Source organism: Ruegeria sp. CDSC042 (assembly GCF_059610745.1).
Genome location: NZ_JBXWOF010000004.1, coordinates 245301 through 270771, shown reverse-complemented (window position 1 = coordinate 270771; position 25471 = coordinate 245301). Strand labels below are relative to the sequence as shown.

Sequence of the window (25471 nt, the reverse complement as noted above, 5' to 3'; positions counted from 1 at the left end):
CGTGGTCCTTATCAGGAGAACCACATCTTGCGGGACATGTTGCCGTTCATCATCTCTTGGGTCGGGTCGCTTTCCCAACCTTCCAGCTGATTGCTGACACCTTCGACGAAATCATTGAACATCGGGCAGATTACGCCGCCTTCGTCGCGGACCATCATGCCCATCTGTTTGTAGATGTCTTTGCGCTTGTCATTGTCCAGCTCGGCGCGGGCTGCAAACAGCATCTCGTCAAAGGCCGGAACCTTGAACCGCGTGTCGTTCCAGTCTGCGGTCGACAGATACGCGGTCGAATACATCTGGTCCTGCACCGGACGGCCACCCCAGTACGAGGCGCAGAACGGCTGTACGTTCCAAACCTCGGACCAGTAACCATCGTTGGGTTCACGCTTGATTTCCAGCGGGATACCAGCCTGAGCCGCGGTCTGCTGGAACAGGGCGGCCGCGTCCACTGCACCAGGGAAGGCGCCATCAGCGACCTGCAGAATGATTGGCGAGCCGTCATGACCCGACTTCTTGTAATGCTCAGCTGCTTTTTCGATGCTGAATTCACGCTGCGGGATCGAACCGTCAAACAGCGGGTAGGCCGCGTTGATCGGCATGTCATTCCCAATCGAGCCATAGCCACGCAGAACCTTGTCGACCAGATCCTGACGGTTAATCGCGTGTTTCAGGGCCAAACGCAGTTCATTGTTATCAAACGGTGCCGTGTCGCAATGCATGATAAACACATAGTGGCCACGGCCTGCGGTTGAATGCACAGTCAGGTTCGGTGCGCGACCTAGCAGATCAGCAATCTTGGGCTCAACCCGGTTGATCGCGTGGACCTGACCGGATTGCAGCGCGGCGGTCCGGGCGGTAGCGTCATTGATAACAACCACTTCGACGCTGTCGAAATTGCCGTAATCGCTCCAGTGGTTGGCGAACTTTTTGAACACGTGGCGGACGCCGGGTTCGTTGACTTCCACTTGGTAAGGGCCGGTGCCAACCCCTGCGCCAGGATCTTCCATGCCGCCATCCGGCTGGATGATCAGATGATAGTCTGCCATCAGATAGGGCAGGTCGGCATTTGGTTCATTCAGCGTAACCTGGAAATTGTCGCCATCAGCCTTCATCGATTCGATGCCGCGCATGATTCCCAGAGCACCGGATTGGGAATCCTCGTTCGAGTGACGCTCCATGGTTTTCAGCACGTCTTCGCTGGTCATGGTCTTGCCGTTGTGGAATTCCACGCCCTGACGCAGTTTGAAGGTCCAGACCCTGGCATCCGCGCTGCCTTCGACGCTTTCTGCAAGGCGCGGTTCGATCGATCCATCGGGCGCAACCTCGACCAGTTGGTCGCCGAACTGCTTGCCGTTCTGGAACGGAACCGAGCTGGCATAGGTGGCCGGGTCAAGCGAGTTGGTGGATTCCCCGCCCTGCAGGCCAAATTTCAGATCACCGCCCTTTTTCGGGCCAGCCGCGCGTGCAGCATCGGCAAACATTGTGCTGGCCATCGCAGCAGACACACCAAGTGCTGCAGCTTTCCCCATAAATTCGCGGCGGGTCAGCTTGCCAGCTGTAACCTGCTTGGCCATGTGAGTGATTTGTTCGTTCATTCAGATATCTCCCAGTGATTTATCTCGTCAGCCCCTGACGGGTTTTTTTATTGACGCGCCAGTCAAGTTAGGCGCAATTCGGTTGGTCGAGCAAGAAAAAAGTCCGGCTCAGACCTGCTTGAATTTCACATATGATTACGCGGTACGGTATCCTCCTTAGTCTTTGAAAATACCAAACTGCCGTTTTCAAATGCCTTGAGTTCAGCACAGAGGTAGAAGTTTCCGGCGTCTGACCACATTTCGCAAGATGTTTCTGTACGCAGCTCCGTGCCGTCACGGATTATCTCTTGTGTCCAATGGCAATATCCGCGTGCAGATAACGGATCATCAGGGCGAATCGACCAACGTTCAAAGGCTGTTCCGCCATGTGTCAGGCCGTGGTGGTTGTCTGTAACAAGGCCAAAGTCATCTTCTATAATCAGATGAGTTTCCCCCGAATTCATGTCAGTTTCGACCTGTCGAGAGTTCCGGCTGTCTCGGACAGTCGTGATGTCGTGTGCGGCCTCGGCATCCGGGGGAAGGAATACATATGCCTCGCTAGCCGCGTGACGGATGGGCAGCTTGATTTGGCCTTCGGTCAGATGCAGTTCTGCAGACTCGGGCGAAGGCCAGATCAGCGGCCAATAGGCGCTGGATACCGCAATCCGCAAGTGGTGTCCCTTTGGCACCCGATAAGCGATATGGTCCAGATCCAGCGTGACCTCGTAAACCTTGCCAGGGACCAATTCGGTCGGTTGCGAATGGGTATCGCGATGGCACAGGTTAAGGACACCGTATGTTATGCGTGTTGTTGCCCCATCGGGATGGACGTGATTCAAGCGCACGGCCATCTGGGCATGGGGACGGTCGGCACTGATGTGCAGGCATATTTGCGGCGCGCCCACGATGTTCAAATCATTGGCCAGTGGGGCGCTGTCGAAGCAGGCCGAAAATGCATCATCCACACGCTGATCGCCCGGCATATCCGGCCCCAACCAGATGGCGCAGTATTCTCCACCTTCCATCCCGCAGGTCTGGGGGGATCGGATGCACATGTCCAGCGGTCCGGGTTGGTCCAGCCCAGCATTAGAGATATTCAGAGTTTGAATAGGAAGATGCGAGGTCGCGCCTTTATCCTCGGTTATCCAGCAACCGGGCCGTTCCTTGTACCAGCGCTGGGGGCGTACCCCATCCATAAGATAGGCGCGATAGTCGGGTTCCTGGTCGACGCCAGTATCCTGGCCTTTCAACCAATGGTCCCACCAACGCAGGGCTTCTTGCAGAAATCCGATTCGGGGCTCCGGAACAGCAAAATGCGGATACTTGTGAACCCAAGGTCCGACGATCCCCTTGACCGGAGAATCAAGCTGTTCAACCAATAAAGGCACCGTATTCTTATAGGCATCACCCCAGCCGCCAACAGCCAAAGTCGCCGCCCGGATAGCGCTGAAATCCTCGCAGACTGACCCGTGACGCCAATAGTCATCTCGCGTCTGATGGCGCAACCAGACAGAGGGCAGAAAGGGCTCGTTCTCAAGGCGGTCCAGCCACAGCTCGCGCCAGTTCGGACGCAGGGCCGGATCGGGAGCGCGCGATGAATAAGACCACATGGTCGCACCCCAGCCGAGATTTTCGTTCAGCAGGCAGCCACCCTTGTAGTGGATGTCGTCCGCATACCGGTCGGCGGTCGAGCACAGCGTGATAATCGCCTTCAGCGCCTCTGGCTGTAGTGCCGCCACCTGCAATGCATTGAAACCGCCCCAACTGATCCCCATCATGCCTACAGAACCAGAACACCACGGTTGCTGCGCCAGCCACTCGATAGTTGCAACTGCATCGTCCAGTTCCTGCTGGGTATACTCATCCTCCATCAGCCCTTCGCTGTCACCATTGCCGCGCATGTCCACGCGGGTGCAGGCGTAGCCGCGCTTGGCAAACCATGGATGGGTCAGGGCGTCTCGTGTCGCAGTGCCGTCGCGTTTGCGATAGGGCAGGAACTCCAGAATGGCAGGTACAGGGTGGCTTTCTGCATTCGACGGCTTCCATATCCGGGCTGAAAGCCGGCACCCATCCGGCATGCGAATGCCGATATCTGGCAGGTCTTCGATGTCGAGTAGCGAATTGTCGGCTGGATTCATTCGGTCAGTCTCGGGGCCAAAAAGGTTTTGGTGCAGGTGAAAATCGTCAAATCAGCTTCGGATTGCGACAATAAGGTCCATTACGTTGGTACCGGTCGGTCCGGTGACGAAAAGAGCATTTACGCGTTCCAGATAGCTGCCGCTGTCAGCATCCCGCAGCGCCTTTTCCGCACCATCGCCCCAGGTGGTCCCGTCAACAATCGCCCCCGCGGCCTGGGTCGGCCCGTCGGTGCCGTCGGTGCCCCCGACAAGCAGCGTCAGCCCAGCAATACCCGCGATTTCTCTGGCCAACGCTAAAGCGAGGGCCTGATTGCGCCCACCCTTGCCTGGATTTCTGGGCAGCACGACAGTTGGCTCTCCACCGAAAACCATGACGCCTTCGGGCATATTGCGCAGCTGTGGCCCCAAACGGGCTGCTATGCTTTTCAGGTCATCGTGCAGGCATTCCTCATTCGCTAAAACGGGTGCGCCCTCGGCCATGGCCTGTCGGACGGCGGCAGCACGGGCATGCTTGTTCGATGCAACGATGCGAGCAACTCCCTGAAAATCGCGCGGCTCAGGAAGTGCGCCAATGCCCGATCCGATAACGTTCAGGTCATCGCCGGGCACATCGGAAATCGCCAGTACAGTCGCCTTCGCTCCTTTGAACTGGGCCAACAGGCCAGACCCTTTGATTTGGGACAGTTTGCGCCGTTCGGCGTTCATTTCAGAGATATTCAACCCTTCCGACAGCAGTTTTCGGTTCAACTGCTCCAGATTCGCCAGCGTTTTGCCAGCTACAAGGTCCTCGGCCAAAGACGAGGCCCCGCCCGAAGCCAGCAGCAGCAAATGCGAAGACGATCCCATCGACTGGACCATCTCACGCAGTTCGCGGCCCGCTTGCAGACTGCGGATATCAGGAACGGGATGAGAGGCCTCGATCACCCTGACATGGTCAGGCAGGGCGTCCCCGTGGCCATCTTTGGTGACAACCAGCGCGGGGAGGGGGCCGAAATGGTCCAGCGCTGCGCGGGTCATCGCCGCCGCAGCTTTGCCGACAGCTAAAATTTGGTCGGGCGCCTCGATATCATTCAGCGCCGTTAACGTCGCCGCATATCCACTAACCGCGTCGACTCCGGCCTGCCATATTCGGGTTGCCTTTTGCCTTTGCTCCATCAGCTTTCGACCCAGATCGTGACCGGGCCGTCATTGACCAGTTCGACGGCCATATCCGCCCCGAATTGACCGGTCTCGACGGGGACACCAAGGCCGCTCAGCCGTTGGGCGAAGGTCTCATACAAGCGCTTTCCAACCTCTGGCGGTGCCGCTTCAGAAAACCCCGGGCGGTTCCCGCGCGAGGTATCAGCGGCAAGGGTGAACTGACTGATCACAAGGGCCGAGCCGCCGATATCCAGAACTGACCGGTTCATCTTGCCGGCCTCATCCTTGAATATCCGCAGCTTTGAGACTTTGGCAGCTAGCTGTTCAGCCTTTTGGTCGTCATCCCCCTGCATCGCGCAAACCAGTATCAGCAGGCCCGGACCGGTTTGCCCGATCACCGCACCCTCGACCGAGACTTTTGCCTGCGAGACCCTCTGCAACAGCGTGCGCATCTGGTTCCTCCTGTTGATGTTCAGCCGATCCAGTCGACAAACGCGTCGGGCGCGGCGCGACTGGTTCTAAACCCGTTGGCCGGGTGGTCTTTGTCTGCATAGCCGAAAGAGATCGCACATAGGATCAGACGGTCATCCGGGATATTGAAATATCGGTGCAGAAAAGGGCCATAGCTGGCCACTGCGGCCTGCGGAATTGTCGCTATGCCCAGAGCCTGCGCCGCCAGGGTGAAGGCCGTAACAAAGCCACCACAATCCATCGCGCCATAAGCGCCGAGTTCCGTTGGGCTGGATATGATTGCACAATGGGGCGCTCCGAAAAGGGCGAAATTCTCCATCATCTGCCGGGTGGACCCGGCGCGATCTCCGCGTTCAACGCCAACGGCTTCGTAAAGGGCCCAGCCGCATTCACGGCGGCGTTCCTGGTAGATGCCCGAATAGGAGGCAGGAAAGGGCAGGTCCGGGGATGGCGTGTCCGCGGTTACCTCATCCTGCAGAGCCTTCCGAAACTTATCGGTCTCTGGCCCGCTGGTGATGGTCACGTTCCAGGGCTGCGCATTGCACCAGCTTGGAACGCTGGCTGCGCTGGTCAGGATCTGATTAATCTGATCCTTTGGCACCGGGTCAGAAAGGAAGGCGCGGCAGGAATGCCGTTGATCCAGTAGATTGTTCAGAGCGGATAGTGTCACACAGGCCTCCCCATCGGCGTTGACAGGGCGCAGGATGAGGTCAGACTGGCGGATGTTCAAGTGCTGATGCGGTTAGCCGGTCACGTCATTGCTGACCGGTTGCCACCATGTAGCCAACACCGGCAGCTACCAAAAGGCCAAGGCACACGGCGACAGAGATCTTGAGCGCTGACCAGGGACGTTCCCCCTGAACGCGCCCGGTGCGGCCGTTTACTACAAACCTGTACGTCTGCCCCCGATATTTGTAGGCGGCCATCCAGATCGGCAGGAGGACATGCTTGAAGGTCACATCCCGCACATCGGTCTCAACCGCATGAACGCGCTGCCGGTCGCCACCAATATCAAAGCGTACATCCCGTTCGATCACGCGGGACATATGTGCGCGGGCCTCGGTGTAGCCGTCATTCAGTTCGACCGTATAGGCCTCGGCCCGGAAACCGGCGAGGTATTCAGGCTGGTATGGCTCCAACGCGGGTAAATCCCAGGGTTCCAGCGCGTCGGTATATTTCTTGGGCAAAGACTGAGAGGCCAGAACAAGAACGTCATCAAAGAACCGTGCGACCCGGCCCGATTTCGGGGACCATCTCACCTTGGCGACCCTTTGCTGTACACGCTTGCCATCGCGCATGACACTGCGTGTTTCATAGTAAACTATGCCGCGCTCGCCCCGATATGTGGATTTCGTATCCGCATCGAAGGTCCAGTATGGAACATAGATACCCTGCATCTTGCGCCCTTTGCGGGCATAATCCTTCAACCCGTTTGGGGCGAACCATAACCGTCCCAGCCAGTCTCCCATCGCTTTATGCGCCGTGCGCTCATCCAGCGCAAAAGGCAGCACACCGCGGGGTTTGATATGACGGCTGATGCCGGTATCGGTGACCACCGGGGTTGCGCAAAAGGGGCATTCGGCTGCATGCGTGGCCGGGTCGAATTCAACCTGAGCCGCGCAGTTGGGGCAGATCAGAACACGCGTTTCCTCGATCTCATCATCAGGCAGCTGATCCGAAAGCGCACTGTTGAAATCCAGCTCTTTCAGGCTGGCACCGCCCCACGGTCCGGCGCCAATTGCCTCTGAGTGACCGCAATGGTCACAGGTGAGCGTACCATCACCGGGATTGAACCGATAATCCGCCCCGCATTGATCGCAGGGAAAGCGGTGTCCGTCTACAATGTTAGGGTCGGTAGGGGCCATTGAAGCCTCGAATTTGCGTTATCGGCCAGAGGACAGGCGCATCCGGTTCAGCACCCCGTCCCGTTTGATGAAATGATGCCAGATGGCAAAGGCAGCGTGACCTAATGCGACGAACAACAGGGCATTGCCCACGGTTTCGTGGACCTCACCAGCAACATGGATTCCCCCGAACCAGGCCAACATGCCGAAGATTGGCACCGCGACCATCAGCGCATACAGCAACAGATGTCCCAGTTTCGCAGCGGTCGCCAACAGGGCCGAGCTTTCCTCGACAGGGGCAGGCGCGCCCTGTCGCCACCGAAGAAGGATGCGGACCAGGATCAGCGCAAAGACGATGCAGCCAAGCCAGACATGAGGGGTGGCCCCTTCTGTCCAGACCGTGTTGCCCTCGAGCCGGGCGTGCAGGGCCCGTCCCATGCCATCGCTGCTGATCCATTCGCCGATGATGATCACAGCGATCAGCCAGTGCAATACGATTTGGGGCTTTGAGTAGCGGTCCAAAGTAGACATTCGTTTGCTCTTTCAGAAAGGTTGCGGATACGCGTTAAACGTTGCTGCCTAAGCTTTCCGTCACTTCAGGCTCCGGGCGGGGGGGGCGGGAGGATCGTGAACAACTGTGCCAGTTCCTGTACCTCACCCGCCTTTTTCCAGCCGTCCTGACCCGCGGTCCAGACATGGGTGTCACGGGTGATCTCTCCCTCTGTCGCCATGCGGCCCATCTTGGCCTTGGAAAATGGCCCGCTGGTTTGCCCGTCAACGGCGATATGCCAGACGTGTTCCACTGGCGGAGGCGGCGGAGGCGCCGTATGCGCCGCAGGTTGCTGGGCAGCGGGGGCGGAACCGCCCCACGGACCGCTCGGCTGACCCGCTGCCATGTTCGACATCTGCTGTGCCATGGCCATGCCCATTCCCATGCCAAGGCCAGCGCCCATGCCACCGCCCTGACCGGGATTGTTGGCCGCGGCTGTCATCGCCTCAGCGGCTGAATACTGGGTGAATTTACCCAGATCACCAGCCAGCCCCATCGATGTCCGCTTGTCCAGCGCCGCTTCAACTGCGGGTGGCAGTGAGATGTTCTCGATATAAAATTCAGGCATCTCCAGCCCGTACCCGTCCAAGACCGGGGTCACTTCTGCCGCGATCAACTTGCCCAGATCGGCGGTATTGGCGGCCATGTCCAGAACCGGAATGCCTGATCCTGCGATGACCCGGCTGAATTCCTGAACGATGATATTGCGCACCTGAAAGCTGATCTCGTCCATCGTGAACTCACCATCGGTGCCGACGATTTCGATCATGAATTTTGCTGGGTCTTTGACCCGGGTTGTATAAGTACCGAAAGCGCGAATGCGGGTCGGTCCGAATTCCGGATCGCGCAGCATGATCGGATTCTTGGTGCCCCATTTCAGGTCATTGAAGCGAGTCGTGTTGACGAAATAAATCTCGGATTTGAACGGAGACTGAAAGCCATGGTCCCAATGCTGCAGTGTCGTCAGGATCGGCATATTGTTGGTCTCGAGCATATAGAGACCGGGAGTGAAAACATCCGCCAGCTGCCCCTCATGCACGAAAACGGCCGCCTGGCCTTCGCGCACGGTCAGTTTGGCGCCGTATTTGATCGCATGGCCCTCGCGTTCGAACCGCCAGACCATCGTATCGCGGGTGTCGTCGACCCAGTGGATGACGTCGATGAACTCGCCGGTCAGAAAATCGAAAATACCCATTTGGGGTCTCCTTATCTTGGGCTCACAGCTGCTGGCCCATCAGTTCGCGCGCAATGATCCGCACCACGGGACGCGCGTCTTCGACAGCCACGCCAGGCTCAAGACGCGGGTCATAGAGCATTGTCAGTAATTTCTCGTCATGGCTGGTCAGCAGCGCAAATTCATCGTCATCATTAAAGATGGATGGTCGCGCAGCGTTGCTGTCATTGGAGAGTCCCAGCCCCTGCGCCATTTCTTCGTGGATGCAACTGCGTCGCAGCATATCAGGCAATTCAGCACGGATCAGCACCACCGCTCGAACAAACCGGTGCAGGGACCGGTTGGTCGGAGACGCGATGACAAAACAGTCAATATTTGAACGCGGGTTTGCAACCAGGTCAAGCAAAGGCTGATCGATACCGGGCACAAGCTGTTTCAGGCGGGAGACCACGTATGCACTGTCATCCTTTCCCGCGAAAAAGACATGGAAATTTGCCTTGCGGGTAACTACAGACATCGGATGGCCGGTCACTTTGGACAGCCGCGCGGTAAAGATCTCGACCTGTTCGGCATCCTTTGCCCGCATTTCGGGGGACACAGACGGGGCGAATTCTGTCTGAACACGGATGGGGGCGGACCATCGGCTAAGCTGGCCCTCGGTCGAGTATGTGGTCGCGGTGACGGCGTGATCTGGATACTCGTTGAAAAAGGCAATCGTCTCGAAATTGCGCTCCAGATCGCTGGCATCATAGGGAGTGTCCGGCCCGCCGCCATCGCTGCGCAGCATACCACGCGTCAGCAGGTCACGTTCTACCCGCTGATAGAACCGCGCCAGATCCTGACTGGCCGCAGATGGAGGTACATAGGCATTAGGGGCAGGCGCTGGGGGGGCTACGGGGCGCGGTTGAGGGGCAACCGAAGACGTCAGGGCTTCGTCGCAGTTGGCCAGCGCCAGCAATGCGACCAGACCCAATACGGGCTTCAGATATCCCTGTGACCGCACCTTCAATCCACCATTAGCCCGGAACAGCTGTTCCGGCGTTGTCACCGATACCGTCCTTGCGCGCTTTGGCTGCGGCCAAAGTGTCGCGCAGTTCGGTTTCCATCTTCTGCAGCTCTTGCTCGGCAGCGGCGCGTTTGGCCTTGCCTTCATCCGCAATCTCCAGGCTTTCATTGATGGTTCCGATCAGATCGGCATTGGCCTGTTTTACGGCCTCGATATCAAAGACACCGCGCTCCATTTCCTGACGGATCACCTTGTTCGACTCGCGCAGGTTGGCGGCATTCGCGGTCAGAAGGTCGTTGGTTAGGTCATTCGCATCGCGCACGGCGGCGGCGGCCTCGGCGCTGCGCTGAATGGTGACGGCTTGTGCCAGCTGGGTTTCCCAGAGCGGCACGGTGTTCACCAGGGTCGAGTTGATCTTGGTCACCAGGGATTTGTCATTTTCCTGAACCAGACGGATCGAGGGCAGCGACTGCATGGTGACCTGTCGCGTCAGCTTCAGATCATGCACCCGGCGTTCCAGATCATCGCGGGCAGCGCGCAGATCGCGCAACTCCTGCGCTTTCATCACCTGATCCTCTTCGGGCGCGGCCTGAACCTCGGCCTCTTTCTGAGGAATGTCCTGACTGTCCAGCTCGGTCAGCTTCTCTTCGCCGGCTGCGATGTAAAGCGCCAGCTCATCATAAAAGCCCAGCGTCTTTTCATACAGGATGTCCAGGGATTTGATATCCTTCAACAGCGTATGTTCATGCGAAAGCAAGTCATCCGTGATCCGGTCGATCTGGCCTTGAACCTGTTCGTATTGGGCGGTGAACTTGGCGAACGGGGCGGCCTTGCCTAACAGTTTTTCCCACCAGCTACGCTCGCGCCGCACGTCGAGTTCGCTGACCGAGAAACCACGGATCGTGGTCACGATATTGCGCAGGCTGTCACCCGCCGGGCCGACATCCTTGTTGCGCACATCTGCCAGCATCGCCTGGCTGATTTCCTGCAACTCGGCCTGCGCACCCGAGCCGAAGGACACGATGGAATTCGTGTTCCCCATGTCGATCTCGCCCATGCGTTTACGAATTTCAGCACCTACAGGCTCGTCGGCCTCTTTCAGAAGGACAATTTCCGCCGTGGGGTCGGGCAGGGCGACGGCGGTCACTTCCTGTACCAGCGTTTCGGCTTCGACTGCCTTGTTCTTTACTTCCTCGGACATGGGGTAATCCTCTCTGTATACTTTGGGCCGGTCAGTCCAACCGAACGCCTTCGCGCTGCAACCGTTCGCGCAGCACGTCAATTTCAACCGTCAGATCGCTGCGGTCATCCAATAGCATCTTACGGGTCCTGGCAGAGAAATTCTGTTCCAGGTCATCCAGTAGAGACGAGTAATTCTGCAGCGACTGTGCATCACGTGTTCTGGCATAAACATCCGAGAACTTGACCGTCGCGTCACGGGCACCCTGCAGATAGACGGTCAGGTATTTTCTTGCTCCGGCCAGATCGCGCGGGTCTTCTTCGACGGTGCGAAACAAATCGCGGGCAGTTTCCTGAAATCGCTCGACCCGCGCTTCGATCCGGCGGTCCCCAGCACGTTTGATGGCGTCGGTCATTTCGGTCAGATGCGCCTCAGCGTCTTCGACTACCCGTGCGACACGGTCCTGCTGAAAGGTATCGATGCCTTCCATGCCTTTGTCTGACATAGGGTCCAGGCCGAAGGAAACGGAATGCAACACAGCAGCGGCGGTGCCGAATAAAACTGGGGCGATGAGGCTGGCGTCAGACACGGTTGCCGCATCGAGAAACTCGGATCGGTATGAGGCCAACCCGGCCCCAAGGCCGGTCAGAACGCTGGAAAATATCTTGCGGGGAATTGCCGGGCGCCGTGCGGTGCGCCGCGCGTTATAGGCCGCTTCGGCCCGCAACCCTTCGCGCAGCAGAAAGGCCGCCCCGGTCAGCAAACCAGCGGCAACAAGTCCAATGGTCATCCCGATTGCACCGTCGTTCAGCGACAGAAACACCAATGGAACAGCCGGGATAAACAGGATATTAGCCCGTGCTCCAGCTGGTTCTACGCGCGCGCCATCAAACTGACCGCGCGCCGGTTGATCTGTCGACGAATCTGAGTCGTTTGGGCTGTATTTGCCGCCAAAGCGTCTGGCCATGTGCTTACAGCCCTCCCAGTAACCCGGTGCAGACGCCGAACAACAGAACCAATAAGGCCACGTAAGCCAGTTTTTGTACTCCGGACCCGGACATGATGCTCCCTGAGTTTCTCTTTGCGGAAAACTTAGGGGATGCGCGGCCCCGGCGCTAGGGGGAAGGTTGTCTAACCCTTATCATTTGCGAGATTTCTTGCCGATCGGAGGCCGTTTGCGCTGTGGTCGTGCAGGGCGTTTGGCCGGAGCCTCGGGCTCAGCCTCAAGACCAAGCTGATCACGCATGACCCGGCGGCGAATTTCCTCGACCTCTCCGGGTTTCAGTTTGCCCAACTGAAACGGGCCGTACGAGACGCGCAGCAACCGGTTCACGGCAAAGCCGATATCCTCGATCGCGCGGCGGATTTCGCGGTTTTTACCTTCGCGCAGGCCAATGGTCAGCCAGGCGTTTGCGCCCTGTTGCCGATCGAGTGTTACATCCATCGGTTGGAACCGTTCACCCTCGATCACCAGCCCCTTTCGGAGCGGCGCGAAATCCTCGTCTTTTGGACGCCCGTTTACACGGACGCGGTATCTGCGCAGCCATCCGGTGGCAGGAAGTTCCAGCTTGCGCTTGATGCCGCCATCATTTGTCAGCAACAGCAACCCTTCCGAGTTCAGGTCAAGCCGCCCGACGCTCATGACGCGGGGCATGTCCTCGGGCAACTTGTCGAAGATCGTCGCGCGGCCTTTTTCGTCCTTCGTCGTCGTAACCAGACCGGGTGGCTTGTGGTACAGCCAAAGACGTGACGGTTCCGGCTCGGACACCGGCTTGCCGTCGACGGTGATCTTGTCTTTGGCGGTAACGTTCAGCGCGGGGCTGTCGATCGTCTTGCCGTTCACAACCACACGACCTGCTTCGATCATGCGTTCCGCTTCCCGGCGCGAGGCGACGCCAGCGCGGGCAAGGACTTTGGCGATCCGGTCGCCTGGAGGAGGGGTATTAGTCATTTGCAGCCCATAGCGCATCCCGCCGCCTTGCGAAAGGCAGGTTTCTGATGCAGTCAGAGGCATGGAGTTCAAATCGTACATGGATATCGCGCTTGAGCAGGCGCGCGAAGCCGGTGAACGCGGCGAAGTTCCGGTAGGGGCTGCTATCGTGCTGGGCGACCGGGTTGTCGCCGTGGCAGGCAATCAGACACGCGAGTTGAACGACCCAACCGCACATGCCGAGATTCTGGCCCTGCGCGCCGCCTGTGCTGCGACCGGATCGGAACGCCTGATTGACCACGACATCTATGTCACACTGGAACCCTGCGCGATGTGCGCCGCGGCTTTGGCCGCCGCTCGTGTTCGGCGGATCTATTACGGGGCCTCTGATCCCAAATCGGGTGGGGTAGCTCACGGGGCGCGGGTGTTTTCCCATCCACAGTCGCACCATAAACCCGAAGTGTTTGACGGTATTGCCGACAAGGATTGCGAAGCCCTGCTGCGCGAATTCTTCACCAAAAAGAGGGACATTAAATAATCTGGGTTGGGACCGGCCTGCGGTGCTAGGGTTTGGCCCAGTCCACGCGATAGACCGTCTGTGGCCCACCAAACCCCTTTAGTTGAGCCGAAATCGGAGCGCTGAACTGCAGCCCGGCGGTCGCGCCCAGCAGCAATCGGGTAACGTCGGTGACAAGAATTTCATTCGCGCCACAAAGGCCAGTCACCCGTGCGGCCTTATTGACCACCGATCCAAAGAAATCCTCGTCCCGCTGAATGACATCGCCGGTATGAATGCCAACCCGAAGACCCAAGGGTATATCCGACTGTAGGGCCGCATTTTCCCTTTGGAATTCGGTCGCCGCTTGGATCGCGTCGTGGACAGAGGAGAAGATCGACATCGTGCCATCCCCAAGTGATTTGACCAGTCGGCCGCCATGGGTGTGAATTAGATTTTCAGCCAGATCGAAATGGCTGGATATGAGCGCGGTCCATTTGTGATCTCCGACCTGACGCGTGATTTCAGAAGAACCCGCGATATCAGTAAACATAACCGAAGCCGCGCCCTCTTGTTGATCCTGAGTGAATTCCTGCCGAGCTGCCGCGATCAATGCGTTCAGCGCTTCATGCTCGATCCCGATTTTCTCCATGTTCGAAGTCGGGTTGGAGACATGCATCTGGATCATCTTCCAGACACCGTTTTCCAGATGCAATACAAAGGTGAACCTATGGAGCGTGGCTTTGCCGTTTGATGTGAATGCAAGTGTTGCTTCGCAATGGGCCCATCCTATGTCACCGCATTCAAACGCCTCGAGCGAATGTTCGTCCCAGCTGAAATCCGGAATTTCACGGGTGTGGTCGGCAAAGCCCTGGCGGAACACCTGTCCGGACCAGCTTTCGCCATCTGCCGACCCCTGATACCGCAGATGTTCAGATGACGAGAGCAGGTTCATCAGCGCGGCGCGATCCTTGAGGCGAACCGCATCATTCCAGCGCCGTACGACAGCGACCAGTTCTGGAGAGGGTGTTACCGCGTTACTCATCAAGCGGCTACAGCTTGATGGCTTGCATCAGCTGCGGTTCGATCACCTCGACACCCGGCAAACCGTCCGCCAGCACCTGCGCGGATTGTTCCAGAATCGGGAAGGTCTTGTAATGGCAGGGAATCACGGTTTTGAAATTGAAATAGCGCTTTGCAGCATAGGCGGCGCCTTTCATGTCCATGGTAAAGTGGCCCCCTGCGGACAGGATACCTATATCGGGTTTATAGTAATCCCCCATCCAGTCCATATCGGCCATGATATCGGTGTCGCCCGAAACATAGAGCATGTGCCCCTCGGATGAGATCATGAAACCGACCTCGCTGCCGCCGGTGCGCAGCCCGTCTGGGGTTGAAAATGTCGAGCTGTGCGAGGCGGGTACCATCGAGACCATAACACCGTTCAGGTTGACCGTGCCGCCTTTGTTGAAGCCGACTGTTTCCAGACCTTCAGCTTCGCTCCAGTACCCCATCAGGTCATACTGACCGACCACGGGGACGTTCAGATGTTTGGCCAATGAGACAATGTCAACGACATGATCGAAATGCGTGTGTGTCAGCAGGATATGTGTCGCGCCTTCCAAAGCAGCGTCATGCTGATCTTCAGGCAAAACGGGGTTGCCGGTCAGCCAAGGGTCGATCAGCAGAACCTGTCCTGCTGTTTCAATGCGAAAGCTGCCATGCCCAAGCCAGATGATATTCATGAAAAGCACTCCCAAATGAACTGTTGGCAGCAGACTAGCATCGGGTATGTAAAATTTCATGGATTGGTTTCGGGAAATTGACAGCTATTGTGAGCGTTTATCGCCTGCCTATTGGGCAGAGCCGATAAATGCGGTTACGAATGCCGCCTTTTTGATTGCGGCTTTCATTATGTGGCGGCGGGTGCGCGGGCCGGGGATGCCATTGGCAAAAATGCTTGTGGTTATCCTGGTCGGCATCGGAATTGGCAGTTATTTGTTTCACACCCATGCACAGGTCTGGTCCGCGTTGGCGGATACTGCACCCATCCTGCTTTTTATTCTGACCTATATTTTTGCAATGAATCGCGACGTCTGGCAGTTGCGGCCGCTTTACGCGTGGATCGGCGCGGCCCTGTTTGTGCCATATGCCGCTGTGACGATTCCGGTGTTCCAACTGATTCCGGGTCTGGGCGGATCGGCCGCCTATGCTCCGGTGCCGCTATTGATCCTGATTTACGCAATCCTGTTGTCGAAACGCCGGCCTGATACCGCCCGCGGGCTGGCGACCGGCGCAGTGATCCTGATCGTGTCGATCTCCTTTCGCGCTTTGGACGCACCGATTTGCACGCAGTTCCCGACTGGTACGCATTTTCTGTGGCACATCCTGAACGCCACGATGTTGGGCTGGATGATCGAAGTCTACCGCAGGCACCTAAGCCGTGCGTCTCAGGCCTGAAACGCAGCAGCCAGTTCTGCGGGCAGGTCAAATTCGGCCAGAACCCTGGTGCGTGCATCGGATGACATCTTACGCGCGGTTTTCTCGACTATGCTGAGGATTTTTTCCTGCGAGTGCTTTTCGGCGAAGGGAGCGAAATACCATTTGAGGAACACAAAACAGGCCACATCTTCCAGCGCCTGCACCTCGATGTCACGTTTGATACCCTGCTTGCGGACCATGCGTCCGGCGTCTTGGATTTCGTTTTCTTCAAATCCGCACTGCTTCATCAAGGTCATGACGGTTTGCGCATGGCATTCGCCCTGCGCCTTGCGCCAAGCCAGATACCCGGCGCGCCCTTCGGGATATTCACTTCGGGCCAGCTTCCAGCGTTCAACATGTTGCCCGCGTGCGGCGATCTCAAGCGAGTTCGATGCATCAGGAAAAAGCCTGGCCAGTTCAGCGCTCATGCGTTGTCCGTAAAGCAACGCTGCGGGTTGGCCGTTCTCTAAGGTTGGATCTTGGGTGTTGGCTGCGTCGATTGCGTCCAGGACTGCCTGTTTTCGCGCGCTCATTCTATGCTCCGTGGGCTTGCCGGAAATCCGGCGGTGTGTTCGGACGCATCGTAGCGAGTCGGCAAATCAAACGCAGCAGTCAAATTCGAAATTCCGGGTCGGAGAGGGGGGATCCGACCCGGACGAAGTTGTGGCGTCAGTTACCCAGCTTCGTTTTGTCCTGTGTAACTGGTTCGGAAACCTGATCAGGGAAAGACAGGTCGCGGGTTAGCGAACCCATGGTGGGTCCGAATGCCTGAGCTTGCGTAGCAAGAACAGTAGTGGCCAACACAAATGCGGTCATGAGCGTTTTCATCATCTTACTCCAGTTAGTGGCTGTGCCATGCTGTAAGAAGTGAACGGCGCAGTTCACTTTTTCAAGGCGGATTCTGAACTAATTGGTTTACTTTTGTGCATAGGCGCTATGCATTTTTGTATGGCTAAGCCACCTCCTTGCATAGAAGGGGCAGAACAACCGCCTGCTACCCTTGCGACCGAGGCATCAGACAGGTAAATGCCCCCTGACGCATATGAGGTTTTCCGATGTCGATTGACCAAAGCACCGCCGCAAAGGTGGCCAAACTGGCCCGGATCAAGGTCGAGGATGACGCGCTGCCTGCGCTGGCATCCGAGTTCAACACCATTCTTGGGTTCATCGAACAGTTGAATGAAGTGGATGTCGACGGTGTCGAGCCGATGGTTTCGGTCGAACCGATGCGCCTGAAGCGCCGCGAGGATGTGGTCACCGACGGCAGCCAGCAGGACAAGGTTCTGGCCAATGCCCCCGACGCACGCGAAGGTTTTTTCGCAGTCCCCAAAGTGGTGGAGTAAGACATGAGCGATCTGAACAAACTGGGCCTGGCCGAAGCCCGCGACGCCCTGCGTGCCGGTGATGTCACCTCGGTCGAGCTGACCGAAGCCTGCTTGACCGCCATTGATGCAGCCGATGCGCTGAACGCTTTTGTTCATAAAACCCCCGAGATCGCGATAGAACGTGCCAAGGCAGCGGACGCGCGCATCAAAGCGGGTGATGCGCCGTCGATGTGTGGTCTGCCGATCGGCATCAAGGACCTATTCTGCACCAAAGGCGTGCCCTCGCAGGCAGCCTCAAAGATTCTTGAAGGCTTCAAACCTGAATACGAATCTACCGTTTCGCAGCAACTGGCCGACGCGGGTGCCGTGATGCTGGGCAAGCTGAACATGGACGAGTTTGCCATGGGCAGCAGCAACGAAACTTCGGTCTATGGCAATGTGGTCAGCCCTTGGCGCCGTGGCAATGACGACGCACAGCTGACACCGGGCGGGTCCTCCGGCGGATCGGCTTCGGCGGTGTCGGCTGATCTGTGTCTGGCCGCCACAGGCACCGATACTGGCGGCTCGATCCGTCAACCAGCGGCTTTTGTCGGCATTACTGGCATCAAACCGACCTATGGCCGGTGTTCGCGCTGGGGCATCGTGGCCTTTGCATCCTCACTGGATCAGGCCGGGCCGATGACCAAGAATGTCCGCGATGCAGCGATCATGCTGGAAACCATGTGCGGTCATGACCCCAAGGATTCCACCAGCGCCGAGTTGGCCGTCCCGAATTTCGAGGCCATGCTGACCGGCGACATCAAGGGCAAGAAGATCGGTATCCCCAAGGAATACCGGATGGACGGCATGCCCGCCGAGATCGAAAAACTCTGGGCAGATGGCGCCGCGATGCTGAAAGACGCAGGGGCCGAGATCGTCGACATCTCGCTGCCGCATACCAAATACGCGCTGCCCGCCTATTACGTGATTGCGCCTGCCGAGGCGTCCTCGAACCTGGCGCGCTATGATGGTGTCCGCTATGGCCGCCGCGCGCAGATAGGGCAGGGCGACGGCATCACAGAGATGTACGAAAAGACCCGCGCCGAAGGCTTCGGGCACGAGGTGCAGCGCCGTGTGATGGTTGGGACATATGTTCTGTCGGCAGGTTTCTATGACGCCTATTACAACCGCGCCCGCAAGGTCCGCACGCTGATCAAGAAAGATTTCGAGGACGTTTTCGCCGCCGGTGTTGACGCCATCCTGACCCCGGCCACGCCTTCGGCGTCGTTCGGTCTGGGTGAAATGACCGAGGCGGATCCGGTTCAGATGTATCTGAACGACGTCTTTACCGTGACGGTCAACCTTGCTGGTTTGCCGGGCATTTCGGTTCCTGCAGGTCTTGATTCTCAGGGTTTGCCGCTTGGTCTGCAGCTGATTGGCCGTCCATGGGACGAAGGCGATTTGCTGAACACAGCCTATGCGCTGGAAAGCGCAGCGGGCTTTGTGGCCAAGCCGGGGAAATGGTGGTAATCCTCTGATCAACAAGACAACGTAGAACGGAGCAGCTGAATGCGCTTTACGATTCTGATCCCCGCAATCGGGTTGCTGGCCGCCTGTAACACGGTGGCTCCGGTTCAGGGTACAGGGTTCAACACCCCGACTTATCAGGCGCAAAGAGAAGCTGAGCTGGCAGGGCAGGGCGGCACTGGAAGCCCTCTGCCGGAACCCTATGAGGTCTCGCAACGACCTCTGGGGTCGTCGACATCGGGCGCGGATGGCGCTGACCTGGCCACGGCCACTGCCGCCGCGCTTGCAAGCACCTCGACGCAGGCGACCGCCACTTCAGTATCCGTGCCGACTGCCAGCAACAGCGGCATCTCTGACGAACAGGATTTTGCTGCGGTTTCTGAACGTCGCAGTATCGAAACCGATGCTGCTCGAATCGAACAGAACAGCCAAACCTATGAGGTTGTCGCCCCAACCGCGGTTCCGCAACGCGGAGCGGATGGTCAGCCAAATATCGTCCAATACGCGCTGAGCACATCCAATCCGGTCGGTGCCCAGCTTTACAGCCGTGCGGGGTTCAACCTGCAGGCCAAGGCACAGCGGAATTGCGCGAAATTCCCATCGGCGGACCAGGCGCAGATCGAGTTCCTGTCAAATGGCGGTCCCCAGAAGGACCGCAAGGGGCTGGACCCTGATGGCGACGGATATGCTTGCGGCTGGGATCCCAGCCCGTTCCGCAGTGCCGTCAACAACTGATCCAAAGCCCATCTGGCACCCATCCCCCAATTTCGGAGATCGCCGGGATGGGCTGACGCCGTCTTTGGTGGTTCTCCACTACACAGCAATGGACAGCGCGCAGGCTGCGCTGGATCGCTTGTGTGACCCGGCCTTCGAAGTCTCTGCGCATTACCTGATCGGTTCCGATGGCACGCTTTGGCAATTGGTGCGCGAAGAGGACCGGGCCTGGCACGCCGGGGCAGGGGAATGGCGCGGGCGAACTGATATCAATTCGCGTTCAATTGGGATAGAGCTGGATAACTCAGGGCTGGTTCCGTTTTCGGAGCCGCAAATGGCTGCTTTGGAGAACTTGTTATCGGATATTCAAGACCGTCTGGGAATCCAACCATGGAATGTTATCGGCCATTCGGATTTGGCCCCCCAGCGAAAACTTGATCCTGGTTCCAAGTTCGATTGGGATCGCCTTGCGCATCTTGGGTTGGCCGTAGGGCCTACTGTCCTCAAGGGTATTTGCCTGGATCAAATGCCTCCAGATGAGAAACACTTCGCATTTATTGCGATGAGAGTAGGCTATCCAGAGGCCAGCACCGAGGATTTACTGAAAGCGTTCAGAAGCCGGTTTTCTCCGGTGCGGCGCGGCCCGCTTTCCAAGGAGGATATGGGTGATATCGAAAGATTGGCAGGGTTCATGGAACATCTTGACGGTATCCGAGCGGAAGTTTAGTCGGGTCTTTGCGCGGAGGGCCGGATGGCTGCTGGGGCGTAAGCCCGAGAGGAAAGTCCGGACTCCACAAGACAACGGTGCCGGGTAACGCCCGGGCGGGGCAACCCGACGGAAAGCGCCACAGAAATCAGACCGCCATGCGTGCATGGTAAGGGTGAAACGGTGGGGTAAGAGCCCACCGCGCCCCTGGCAACAGGGGTGGCACGGCAAGCCCCACCGGGAGCAATGCCAAATAGGGTCCCCACGCGGGCAGGTCGGCGTCCGCCGATACCGCCGCTAAGTGCGTCTTGGCCGAGAGGGACCGGGTTGGCAGCTTGAGCCGTGCAGCAATGCACGGCCTAGAGGAATGGTCATCGAAGGGGGCAACCCTGGAACAAGATCCGGCTTACAGGCCCTCCGCGCGTTAATATTGCTAAGACGAATCGCGTTGTTCCGCAGCTGGGTCACGGCTGGAGTCATCCTTTGATACAGGTCTTGCTGTGGCTGCTGAGCTGGCATCCCTTGTGGCCGAAATGGCCGCGTTAAGGTCTGCGATAAGCTGGGTGCAGGGACGATCTTGTGTTTTGATGAAATCTGCGCCGATCTACCCGAATTCAGGTTGACTCGGCTGCATGACCGGGTAAAAGCGCACGCTCATAGGAATTCAACCGAAAGGCCCCTGCCTTTTCGGACGCAGGAGATAACCATGGCGAAGCCGACGACAATCAAGATCCGTCTGAACTCGACCGCGGGCACGGGCCACTTCTATGTGACCAAAAAGAACGCGCGCACCATGACCGAGAAAATGACCGTTCGTAAATACGACCCGGTCGTTCGGAAGCATGTCGAGTACAAGGAAGGCAAGATCAAGTAATCTGCCGTCCAGCTTGGACAGAATGACAAGGGTCCTGTTTCGACAGGGCCTTTTTCGTTTGCGTGACGATGTTTCATACCTGAATCTATCGGCTCAAGGCAGCCGGAGCGCGCTTGGAGGCCGTTGCAGCGAAGCATCAGCAGCCGAGGCATTCGTTTGCCCGCTGGGTTGCTTTTTGGAATGTATTGCAACTACGCTTGAGCTAACCGTTCCAAAATGTTGGCCGTCATGAAAAAAATCTTGTTATCCACAGCAACTATTCTGGCTCTCGCAGCCTGTGAAGACCCCTATAACCGCGAGGGTGTTGGCTTTACGGGCATTGATGGTGAGCCGCGGAGCATCAGCGAAGTGCCGGGTGCGGCGGCGTTTGTTCCAGAGTCCACCAATGTTCCGGCAGAGTTGGCAGAGCTGCCCCCGGTCAGAGTTTCAACGGACGAGACCGATCCGGGTAAAATTGCACGTGTTGCAATAGAAAATGGCGCGCGCAGCGATACCAGCGCAGTAGTCGTTTCCGGCTCAGATACAAACCTGTTCCTGAGCACTGTTGAAGTGAACGGAACGCTTTTCGGCGTCGTGCGTACCGAAAATAGCCGCACCAGGGTTCCGAATACGATTGGTGCAAACTTTGGTACTGGCGCTGAACAATTCACTGGCTGCTTGCCTGTCGGCGACGTTTATCGCAAAGGTTCAGAAAAGCGCAGCTCCGGATTTGCTGTTCAGTTGAACTGCAGCTAAATTCATATTACTGTGGAATTGAAGGGCCTCTCATCGTCAGGATGAGAGGCCTTTTTTGTTGCGGCATTCGAGCCTAAAGCCAGTGCGCTAACCAGAAAGAACAAAGGCGGACCAATCGGCCCGCCTTTGACATTTTCAAAATGGTTGGTGGTCCGGACTATTCACGGCTTCCAAACAACTGCAGCAGGAACATGAACATGTTGATAAAGTCCAGATACAGGCTCAGCGCGCCCATGATTGCGGCTTTACCCAACCATTCCTGGTCGCCCGAATGAGCCATCTGCAGGTAGGTGGTTTTGATCTTTTGCGTGTCATAGGCGGTCAGACCAGCAAAGATCAGAACGCCGATCACCGAGATCGCGTACATCATCGCGGGTGACTGCAGGAAGATGTTTACAACCATCGCCACGATCAGGCCAATAAGACCCATGATCAGGAATGTACCCATTCCGGACAGGTCTTTCTTGGTGACGTAACCGTACAAGGATAGTCCTGCGAAAGCGATCGACGTGATCAGGAACACCTGAATGATCGACATGCCGGTAAAGGCAATGAAAATCCAACTGATCGACAGGCCCATCACTGCTGCGAATGCATAGAACACCAGCTGTGCAGCTGCGGCGGACAAGCGGTTGATACCGGCGCTAAAGCCAAAGATGAACGCCAGCGGTGCAAACATGATCACCCAGCGCAGAGGCGATGTATAGATCGCGGCACCCAGCGACGTCAGATAGGTGCCCGAGTTTATTTGCCCGGCTGCCACCGATGGGTCGGTTGTGGTAGCTAGCCCGGAAACGGCCCAAGCCGCCATGAATGTAATCAGCATGCCCACGGACATTGTGCCGTAGACTTTGTTCATATGGGCGCGCAGGCCCTCGTCAATCTGGGCAGCGCGCGTACCGGTCGCCGTCCGGATCGTGTCAAATTGTGCCATTAAAAGGTCTCCCTCCACATATTCTTTTTGCGTCCCGATGTCAGGCCGCGCTCCTCGCAAATATCGGCAAGTGCGGGCTGTGTTTCAAGGGTTTAACGCGGGAAACAGGCTAAAACACGCAACAAAAATGGCGGCTTCGAGGTGTCAGCCGCCATTCAGTGGTAAAAGTAGTGGATTAGGTTCATTTTTGCCAGAATTCCGGAGCATCCCATATGCGGCGTTTTGCTTCGGCTTCGGCCTCTTCACGGGTAATGCCGATATCGAGAAGGGCGCGGTCGTCCAATCTGGCGAGCTGACAGCGTTGGCGCCGTAGCGATAGCGCATTCAGAACAGAAATGAGCTTAAAGCGCTGCCGTGGCTTGCAATATGTTGAAGCTGTGATTTGCGTCATAGCCTTGTCCTTTCGGTTTTGCTGATGTGTTGTGCCTATTGCATCAACTTCCTTGATTTATATGGAGGGCTGTGACACATTTTGAAAATGAATATTATTGAACACATCCATAAGGAATCGTGAAGATGCGAAATTTGGACATCACCACTCTCCGCTCCTTTGTGGCAGTTGCCGATCAGGGTGGCGTGACGCGGGCAGCCGGTTTCCTGCACCTGACACAATCTGCCGTATCGATGCAGCTAAAGCGGTTGGAGGAGCTTTTAGGTCTGGAGCTGCTGGACCGAAGTGGCAGAACCATCGCGCTGACAGCGTCGGGCGAACAGCTTTTGGCCTATGCCAGACGCATGATCTCGTTGAATGACGAGGTGATGTCCAAGCTGACGGATCAGGCCTATGAGGGCGAGGTCGTTCTTGGTGTGCCGCATGATATCGTCTATCCGGCTATCCCCCGGGTGCTGCAGCGATTCAACGCGGATTTCCCACGCGTCCGTGTGCAGCTTATCTCCTCCTATTCGCTGCAACTGAAGGATATGTTTAAGCGCGGAGACTGCGATTTGATCCTAACGACCGAGGCGACAGTGGGGCAGGGGGCCGAGACGATTGCCGAGCTTCCTTTGCGCTGGATTGGTGCGCCGGGCGGGTCTGCCTGGCGAAAACGCCCCATTCCGCTAGCGCTGGGGCGTCGGTGTCTGTTCAGGCCGCAGGTCATTGCTGCGCTGGATGCGGCTGGAATTCCCTGGGAGCTTTCGGTGGAAACCGAAAATGACCGTACTATCGAGGCAACCGTCAGCGCCGATTTGGCGGTTCATGCCATGCTCGAAGGGACAGAGGCCGCACATCTTGCCCAGATCGATTCGGGTGGCGTCCTGCCCGAGCTTCCTGCGCATATGATAAATCTGTATGGCGGCGAAACTGGCCGCGGGGCCGTGGTTGAGGCGTTGGCGACGCTGGTGCGCCAGAACTTTCGTTTGCTTGGGGGGGTGCCGCTCAAAGCCGTTGTCGGTTGATCATCCCTTAAGGGGTTATGACAACTTTCCCGGTGGCCGTCCTGTCGCACAGCATGGCCAGTCCGCGTTCGGCTTCGGACAGGGGCAGGACATGGCTGATATGCGGTTTGATGCGGCCCTCGCTATGCCAGCGAAACAGCGTTTCAAAGCTGTCCGTCACAATCTGAGGTCGAAACTTCAAGTAGCCGCCGATGTAGAGCCCGATGACTGTCAGGTTCTTGACCAGTAGGTGGTTGGCCGGAATTTGCGGCACCTCACCGCCCGCAAAGCCAATGGGCAGGATGCGACCTTCGGGGTTGGTCGCGCGAAAGGCGGCTTTAAACACATCGCCACCGATCGCGTCATATACGACATCCGCGCCTCCCAATGCCTGGACACGGGCGCGGAGATCTTCGGATGCGTCGATCAGATGATCGGCCCCGGCCTTCTGTGCCACCTTGAGTTTCTCACTGCCGCGCGCCTGCGCAATAACCGTGGCGCCCATAAGCTTGCCGATCTCTACCGCCGTCAGGCCGACGCCACCTGCCGCACCGGTCACCAAAAGGGTTTCGCCGGGCCTGAGCCGCGCACGATGATCCAAGGCAATATGACTGGTGCCATATGTGATCTGAATTGCGGCGGCGTCTTCAAAGCTCATAGAGTCAGGGATTGCGATTGCACGATCGGCTTCGAACACTCCGAATTCAGCAAGGCCGCCCTGGCCGGAATAGACAGCGACGCGGTCACCCGGGTTCAGGTGGCGTACATTGTTTCCAATTTCGCGAACAATCCCTGCGACTTCCATGCCCAAGGAAAAGGGCGCCACCGGGGTGTCCTGATACGTCCCCTTCTGCATAAGGAGATCCGCAAAATTCAAACCGCAGGCTTTGATTTGAATGCAGACCTGGTTGTCGCCAGGTTCTGGCGGGTCGATATTGCAAAGCTGGGCCTTGGCCCCGTTGGTCTGGATATGAAACGCCAGCATGATTTGGCTCCGTCTTTTCGGGCATAGGTCAGTTCTGTCGTGGTCTTGTCAATCTGTTACCCTGCTGAAGACCCCGTTAATCCGGTGTTGATCAGGTGATTGTTTCCAGATCGGAATCAACGTGTGCGCGGTATTCACAACACAACTATAAACCATTGTTTGTGGAATCAGATTCAACCTTCTTGAAAAAAGCGCCAAAAAACGTAATAGTGCGCTATGGTGCTGATTTGGGGGGCATGTTCCAAATTAGGGAGTGGTTAAGTCGGGCTCGCTAATGTTGCGGTAACAAAGCATGTTGCGCACCCGTTTCAGTTGTGTGTGTAAGGGAGGA

Annotated in this window: 27 protein-coding genes, 1 other RNA gene and 1 pseudogene; 10 read left to right on the top strand and 19 right to left on the bottom strand. The window is 57.5% G+C overall.

Features of this window, described 5'->3' with window-relative positions:
• Window positions 1-11: 11 nt before the first annotated feature.
• The 12 genes and pseudogenes from AC2FHX_RS11140 to AC2FHX_RS11085 form a co-directional block, all read right to left on the bottom strand.
• A complete protein-coding gene (locus AC2FHX_RS11140) occupies window positions 12-1595 on the bottom strand; it encodes an ABC transporter substrate-binding protein (RefSeq protein WP_142636703.1) in 1584 nt (527 codons plus the stop codon).
• Window positions 1596-1720: 125 nt separating this feature from the next.
• Window positions 1721-3712 carry a CocE/NonD family hydrolase gene (locus AC2FHX_RS11135; protein ID WP_496701561.1) on the bottom strand — a complete coding sequence of 664 codons (1992 nt, stop codon included), beginning with the start codon at window positions 3710-3712 and terminating at the stop codon, window positions 1721-1723.
• 51 nt (window positions 3713-3763) lie between these two features.
• The gene (locus AC2FHX_RS11130; RefSeq protein ID WP_496701563.1) at window positions 3764-4867 is read right to left on the bottom strand and encodes a glycerate kinase type-2 family protein; all 1104 of its coding nucleotides are present in this window, start codon (window positions 4865-4867) and stop codon (window positions 3764-3766) included.
• Entirely contained in the window at window positions 4867-5304 is a 438-nt protein-coding gene (dtd, locus tag AC2FHX_RS11125) for a D-aminoacyl-tRNA deacylase (protein WP_496701565.1), read from the bottom strand. The genes AC2FHX_RS11130 and dtd overlap by 1 nt, the downstream gene beginning before the upstream one ends.
• Window positions 5305-5324: 20 nt before the next feature.
• Window positions 5325-5993, bottom strand: a complete 669-nt coding sequence (locus AC2FHX_RS11120) for a nitroreductase (protein WP_496701567.1) — start codon at window positions 5991-5993, stop codon at window positions 5325-5327.
• Between the two features lie 85 nt (window positions 5994-6078).
• Window positions 6079-7188 (bottom strand): TFIIB-type zinc finger domain-containing protein, encoded by a 1110-nt coding sequence (locus AC2FHX_RS11115; protein WP_496701569.1) that lies wholly within the window; start codon window positions 7186-7188, stop codon window positions 6079-6081.
• An 18-nt stretch (window positions 7189-7206) separates the two neighbouring features.
• The gene (locus AC2FHX_RS11110; protein ID WP_496701571.1) at window positions 7207-7698 is read right to left on the bottom strand and encodes a cytochrome b; all 492 of its coding nucleotides are present in this window, start codon (window positions 7696-7698) and stop codon (window positions 7207-7209) included.
• 65 nt (window positions 7699-7763) lie between these two features.
• Window positions 7764-8912, bottom strand: a complete 1149-nt coding sequence (locus AC2FHX_RS11105) for an SPFH domain-containing protein (RefSeq protein ID WP_496694759.1) — start codon at window positions 8910-8912, stop codon at window positions 7764-7766.
• A gap of 22 nt (window positions 8913-8934) precedes the next feature.
• The gene (locus AC2FHX_RS11100; protein WP_496701572.1) at window positions 8935-9939 is read right to left on the bottom strand and encodes a DUF2927 domain-containing protein; all 1005 of its coding nucleotides are present in this window, start codon (window positions 9937-9939) and stop codon (window positions 8935-8937) included.
• Complete coding sequence (locus tag AC2FHX_RS11095) at window positions 9908-11098, bottom strand: toxic anion resistance protein (RefSeq protein WP_496701574.1); 1191 nt, start codon at window positions 11096-11098, stop codon at window positions 9908-9910. Before AC2FHX_RS11095 ends, AC2FHX_RS11100 begins: the two co-directional genes overlap by 32 nt.
• A gap of 31 nt (window positions 11099-11129) precedes the next feature.
• Entirely contained in the window at window positions 11130-12044 is a 915-nt protein-coding gene (locus tag AC2FHX_RS11090) for a 5-bromo-4-chloroindolyl phosphate hydrolysis family protein (protein WP_496701576.1), read from the bottom strand.
• Window positions 12045-12221: 177 nt separating this feature from the next.
• A pseudogene (locus tag AC2FHX_RS11085) lies at window positions 12222-13028 on the bottom strand (pseudouridine synthase); the annotation flags it as partial.
• Window positions 13029-13089: 61 nt separating this feature from the next.
• Here AC2FHX_RS11085 and AC2FHX_RS11080 point away from each other — a divergent pair.
• Window positions 13090-13545: a nucleoside deaminase gene (locus AC2FHX_RS11080; protein WP_496701578.1), complete on the top strand. Its 456-nt coding sequence runs from the start codon at window positions 13090-13092 to the stop codon at window positions 13543-13545.
• 25 nt (window positions 13546-13570) lie between these two features.
• Here the strand turns inward: AC2FHX_RS11080 and AC2FHX_RS11075 are convergent, their stop codons facing one another.
• A complete protein-coding gene (locus AC2FHX_RS11075; protein ID WP_496701579.1) occupies window positions 13571-14548 on the bottom strand; it encodes a nuclear transport factor 2 family protein in 978 nt (325 codons plus the stop codon).
• Window positions 14549-14555: 7 nt separating this feature from the next.
• Window positions 14556-15248, bottom strand: a complete 693-nt coding sequence (locus AC2FHX_RS11070; protein ID WP_281972713.1) for a metal-dependent hydrolase — start codon at window positions 15246-15248, stop codon at window positions 14556-14558.
• Between the two features lie 58 nt (window positions 15249-15306).
• On the opposite strand from AC2FHX_RS11070, the gene AC2FHX_RS11065 reads away from it, so the two are divergent.
• Window positions 15307-15963: a ceramidase domain-containing protein gene (locus AC2FHX_RS11065; RefSeq protein ID WP_496701581.1), complete on the top strand. Its 657-nt coding sequence runs from the start codon at window positions 15307-15309 to the stop codon at window positions 15961-15963.
• Here the strand turns inward: AC2FHX_RS11065 and AC2FHX_RS11060 are convergent.
• Window positions 15954-16517 carry a DUF4202 domain-containing protein gene (locus AC2FHX_RS11060; protein ID WP_496701583.1) on the bottom strand — a complete coding sequence of 188 codons (564 nt, stop codon included), beginning with the start codon at window positions 16515-16517 and terminating at the stop codon, window positions 15954-15956. The two genes, AC2FHX_RS11065 and AC2FHX_RS11060, sit on opposite strands and share 10 nt — an antisense overlap.
• Window positions 16518-16653: 136 nt before the next feature.
• Window positions 16654-16812, bottom strand: a complete 159-nt coding sequence (locus tag AC2FHX_RS11055) for a hypothetical protein (RefSeq protein ID WP_185956681.1) — start codon at window positions 16810-16812, stop codon at window positions 16654-16656.
• A 227-nt stretch (window positions 16813-17039) separates the two neighbouring features.
• Between AC2FHX_RS11055 and gatC the strand changes: the two genes are divergently transcribed.
• The 7 genes from gatC to AC2FHX_RS11020 all read left to right on the top strand — a co-directional run bounded on the left by gatC (window position 17040) and on the right by AC2FHX_RS11020 (window position 21844).
• The gene (gene gatC / locus AC2FHX_RS11050; RefSeq protein ID WP_170562049.1) at window positions 17040-17327 is read left to right on the top strand and encodes an Asp-tRNA(Asn)/Glu-tRNA(Gln) amidotransferase subunit GatC; all 288 of its coding nucleotides are present in this window, start codon (window positions 17040-17042) and stop codon (window positions 17325-17327) included.
• A 3-nt stretch (window positions 17328-17330) separates the two neighbouring features.
• On the top strand, window positions 17331-18818 hold the full coding sequence (gatA, locus tag AC2FHX_RS11045) for an Asp-tRNA(Asn)/Glu-tRNA(Gln) amidotransferase subunit GatA (protein ID WP_496701585.1): 1488 nt from the start codon (window positions 17331-17333) through the stop codon (window positions 18816-18818).
• 39 nt (window positions 18819-18857) lie between these two features.
• Entirely contained in the window at window positions 18858-19550 is a 693-nt protein-coding gene (locus AC2FHX_RS11040; protein ID WP_496701587.1) for a hypothetical protein, read from the top strand.
• Window positions 19501-20256: an N-acetylmuramoyl-L-alanine amidase gene (locus AC2FHX_RS11035; RefSeq protein WP_496701810.1), complete on the top strand. Its 756-nt coding sequence runs from the start codon at window positions 19501-19503 to the stop codon at window positions 20254-20256. The genes AC2FHX_RS11040 and AC2FHX_RS11035 overlap by 50 nt, the downstream gene beginning before the upstream one ends.
• A gap of 12 nt (window positions 20257-20268) precedes the next feature.
• An RNA gene (gene rnpB, locus AC2FHX_RS11030) (RNase P RNA component class A) lies at window positions 20269-20660 on the top strand.
• A 281-nt stretch (window positions 20661-20941) separates the two neighbouring features.
• A complete protein-coding gene (gene rpmG, locus AC2FHX_RS11025; RefSeq protein ID WP_007799108.1) occupies window positions 20942-21109 on the top strand; it encodes a 50S ribosomal protein L33 in 168 nt (55 codons plus the stop codon).
• A gap of 216 nt (window positions 21110-21325) precedes the next feature.
• The gene (locus AC2FHX_RS11020) at window positions 21326-21844 is read left to right on the top strand and encodes a hypothetical protein (protein WP_142636739.1); all 519 of its coding nucleotides are present in this window, start codon (window positions 21326-21328) and stop codon (window positions 21842-21844) included.
• Window positions 21845-22001: 157 nt separating this feature from the next.
• Here the strand turns inward: AC2FHX_RS11020 and AC2FHX_RS11015 are convergent, their stop codons facing one another.
• Window positions 22002-22778 carry a Bax inhibitor-1/YccA family protein gene (locus AC2FHX_RS11015; RefSeq protein WP_496701589.1) on the bottom strand — a complete coding sequence of 259 codons (777 nt, stop codon included), beginning with the start codon at window positions 22776-22778 and terminating at the stop codon, window positions 22002-22004.
• A gap of 181 nt (window positions 22779-22959) precedes the next feature.
• Complete coding sequence (locus tag AC2FHX_RS11010; RefSeq protein ID WP_496701591.1) at window positions 22960-23169, bottom strand: DUF1127 domain-containing protein; 210 nt, start codon at window positions 23167-23169, stop codon at window positions 22960-22962.
• 125 nt (window positions 23170-23294) lie between these two features.
• Between AC2FHX_RS11010 and AC2FHX_RS11005 the strand changes: the two genes are divergently transcribed.
• Window positions 23295-24176 (top strand): LysR family transcriptional regulator, encoded by an 882-nt coding sequence (locus AC2FHX_RS11005; RefSeq protein ID WP_142636745.1) that lies wholly within the window; start codon window positions 23295-23297, stop codon window positions 24174-24176.
• Between the two features lie 7 nt (window positions 24177-24183).
• Here the strand turns inward: AC2FHX_RS11005 and AC2FHX_RS11000 are convergent, their stop codons facing one another.
• A complete protein-coding gene (locus AC2FHX_RS11000; protein WP_496701593.1) occupies window positions 24184-25140 on the bottom strand; it encodes an NADPH:quinone oxidoreductase family protein in 957 nt (318 codons plus the stop codon).
• Window positions 25141-25471 lie beyond the last annotated feature (331 nt).

Bases quoted from the DNA above. Each gene is read 5' to 3' on its own strand.
- AC2FHX_RS11080 (WP_496701578.1), top strand. From the start codon at position 13,090: ATGGAGTTCAAATCGTACATGGATATCGCGCTTGAGCAGGCGCGCGAA.
- AC2FHX_RS11110 (WP_496701571.1), bottom strand. From the start codon at position 7,698: ATGTCTACTTTGGACCGCTACTCAAAGCCCCAAATCGTATTGCACTGG.
- AC2FHX_RS11075 (WP_496701579.1), bottom strand. From the start codon at position 14,548: ATGAGTAACGCGGTAACACCCTCTCCAGAACTGGTCGCTGTCGTACGG.
- AC2FHX_RS11060 (WP_496701583.1), bottom strand. From the start codon at position 16,517: ATGAGCGCGCGAAAACAGGCAGTCCTGGACGCAATCGACGCAGCCAAC.
- AC2FHX_RS11040 (WP_496701587.1), top strand. From the start codon at position 18,858: ATGCGCTTTACGATTCTGATCCCCGCAATCGGGTTGCTGGCCGCCTGT.
- AC2FHX_RS11005 (WP_142636745.1), top strand. From the start codon at position 23,295: ATGCGAAATTTGGACATCACCACTCTCCGCTCCTTTGTGGCAGTTGCC.
- AC2FHX_RS11065 (WP_496701581.1), top strand. From the start codon at position 15,307: ATGGATTGGTTTCGGGAAATTGACAGCTATTGTGAGCGTTTATCGCCT.
- AC2FHX_RS11000 (WP_496701593.1), bottom strand. From the start codon at position 25,140: ATGCTGGCGTTTCATATCCAGACCAACGGGGCCAAGGCCCAGCTTTGC.
- AC2FHX_RS11115 (WP_496701569.1), bottom strand. From the start codon at position 7,188: ATGGCCCCTACCGACCCTAACATTGTAGACGGACACCGCTTTCCCTGC.
- AC2FHX_RS11020 (WP_142636739.1), top strand. From the start codon at position 21,326: ATGTTGGCCGTCATGAAAAAAATCTTGTTATCCACAGCAACTATTCTG.
- AC2FHX_RS11095 (WP_496701574.1), bottom strand. From the start codon at position 11,098: ATGTCCGAGGAAGTAAAGAACAAGGCAGTCGAAGCCGAAACGCTGGTA.
- AC2FHX_RS11070 (WP_281972713.1), bottom strand. From the start codon at position 15,248: ATGAATATCATCTGGCTTGGGCATGGCAGCTTTCGCATTGAAACAGCA.
- AC2FHX_RS11105 (WP_496694759.1), bottom strand. From the start codon at position 8,912: ATGGGTATTTTCGATTTTCTGACCGGCGAGTTCATCGACGTCATCCAC.
- AC2FHX_RS11015 (WP_496701589.1), bottom strand. From the start codon at position 22,778: ATGGCACAATTTGACACGATCCGGACGGCGACCGGTACGCGCGCTGCC.
- dtd (WP_496701565.1), bottom strand. From the start codon at position 5,304: ATGCGCACGCTGTTGCAGAGGGTCTCGCAGGCAAAAGTCTCGGTCGAG.
- rpmG (WP_007799108.1), top strand. From the start codon at position 20,942: ATGGCGAAGCCGACGACAATCAAGATCCGTCTGAACTCGACCGCGGGC.
- AC2FHX_RS11035 (WP_496701810.1), top strand. From the start codon at position 19,501: ATGCTTGCGGCTGGGATCCCAGCCCGTTCCGCAGTGCCGTCAACAACT.
- AC2FHX_RS11055 (WP_185956681.1), bottom strand. From the start codon at position 16,812: ATGAAAACGCTCATGACCGCATTTGTGTTGGCCACTACTGTTCTTGCT.
- AC2FHX_RS11140 (WP_142636703.1), bottom strand. From the start codon at position 1,595: ATGAACGAACAAATCACTCACATGGCCAAGCAGGTTACAGCTGGCAAG.
- AC2FHX_RS11135 (WP_496701561.1), bottom strand. From the start codon at position 3,712: ATGAATCCAGCCGACAATTCGCTACTCGACATCGAAGACCTGCCAGAT.
- AC2FHX_RS11090 (WP_496701576.1), bottom strand. From the start codon at position 12,044: ATGGCCAGACGCTTTGGCGGCAAATACAGCCCAAACGACTCAGATTCG.
- AC2FHX_RS11130 (WP_496701563.1), bottom strand. From the start codon at position 4,867: ATGGAGCAAAGGCAAAAGGCAACCCGAATATGGCAGGCCGGAGTCGAC.
- AC2FHX_RS11010 (WP_496701591.1), bottom strand. From the start codon at position 23,169: ATGACGCAAATCACAGCTTCAACATATTGCAAGCCACGGCAGCGCTTT.
- gatC (WP_170562049.1), top strand. From the start codon at position 17,040: ATGTCGATTGACCAAAGCACCGCCGCAAAGGTGGCCAAACTGGCCCGG.
- gatA (WP_496701585.1), top strand. From the start codon at position 17,331: ATGAGCGATCTGAACAAACTGGGCCTGGCCGAAGCCCGCGACGCCCTG.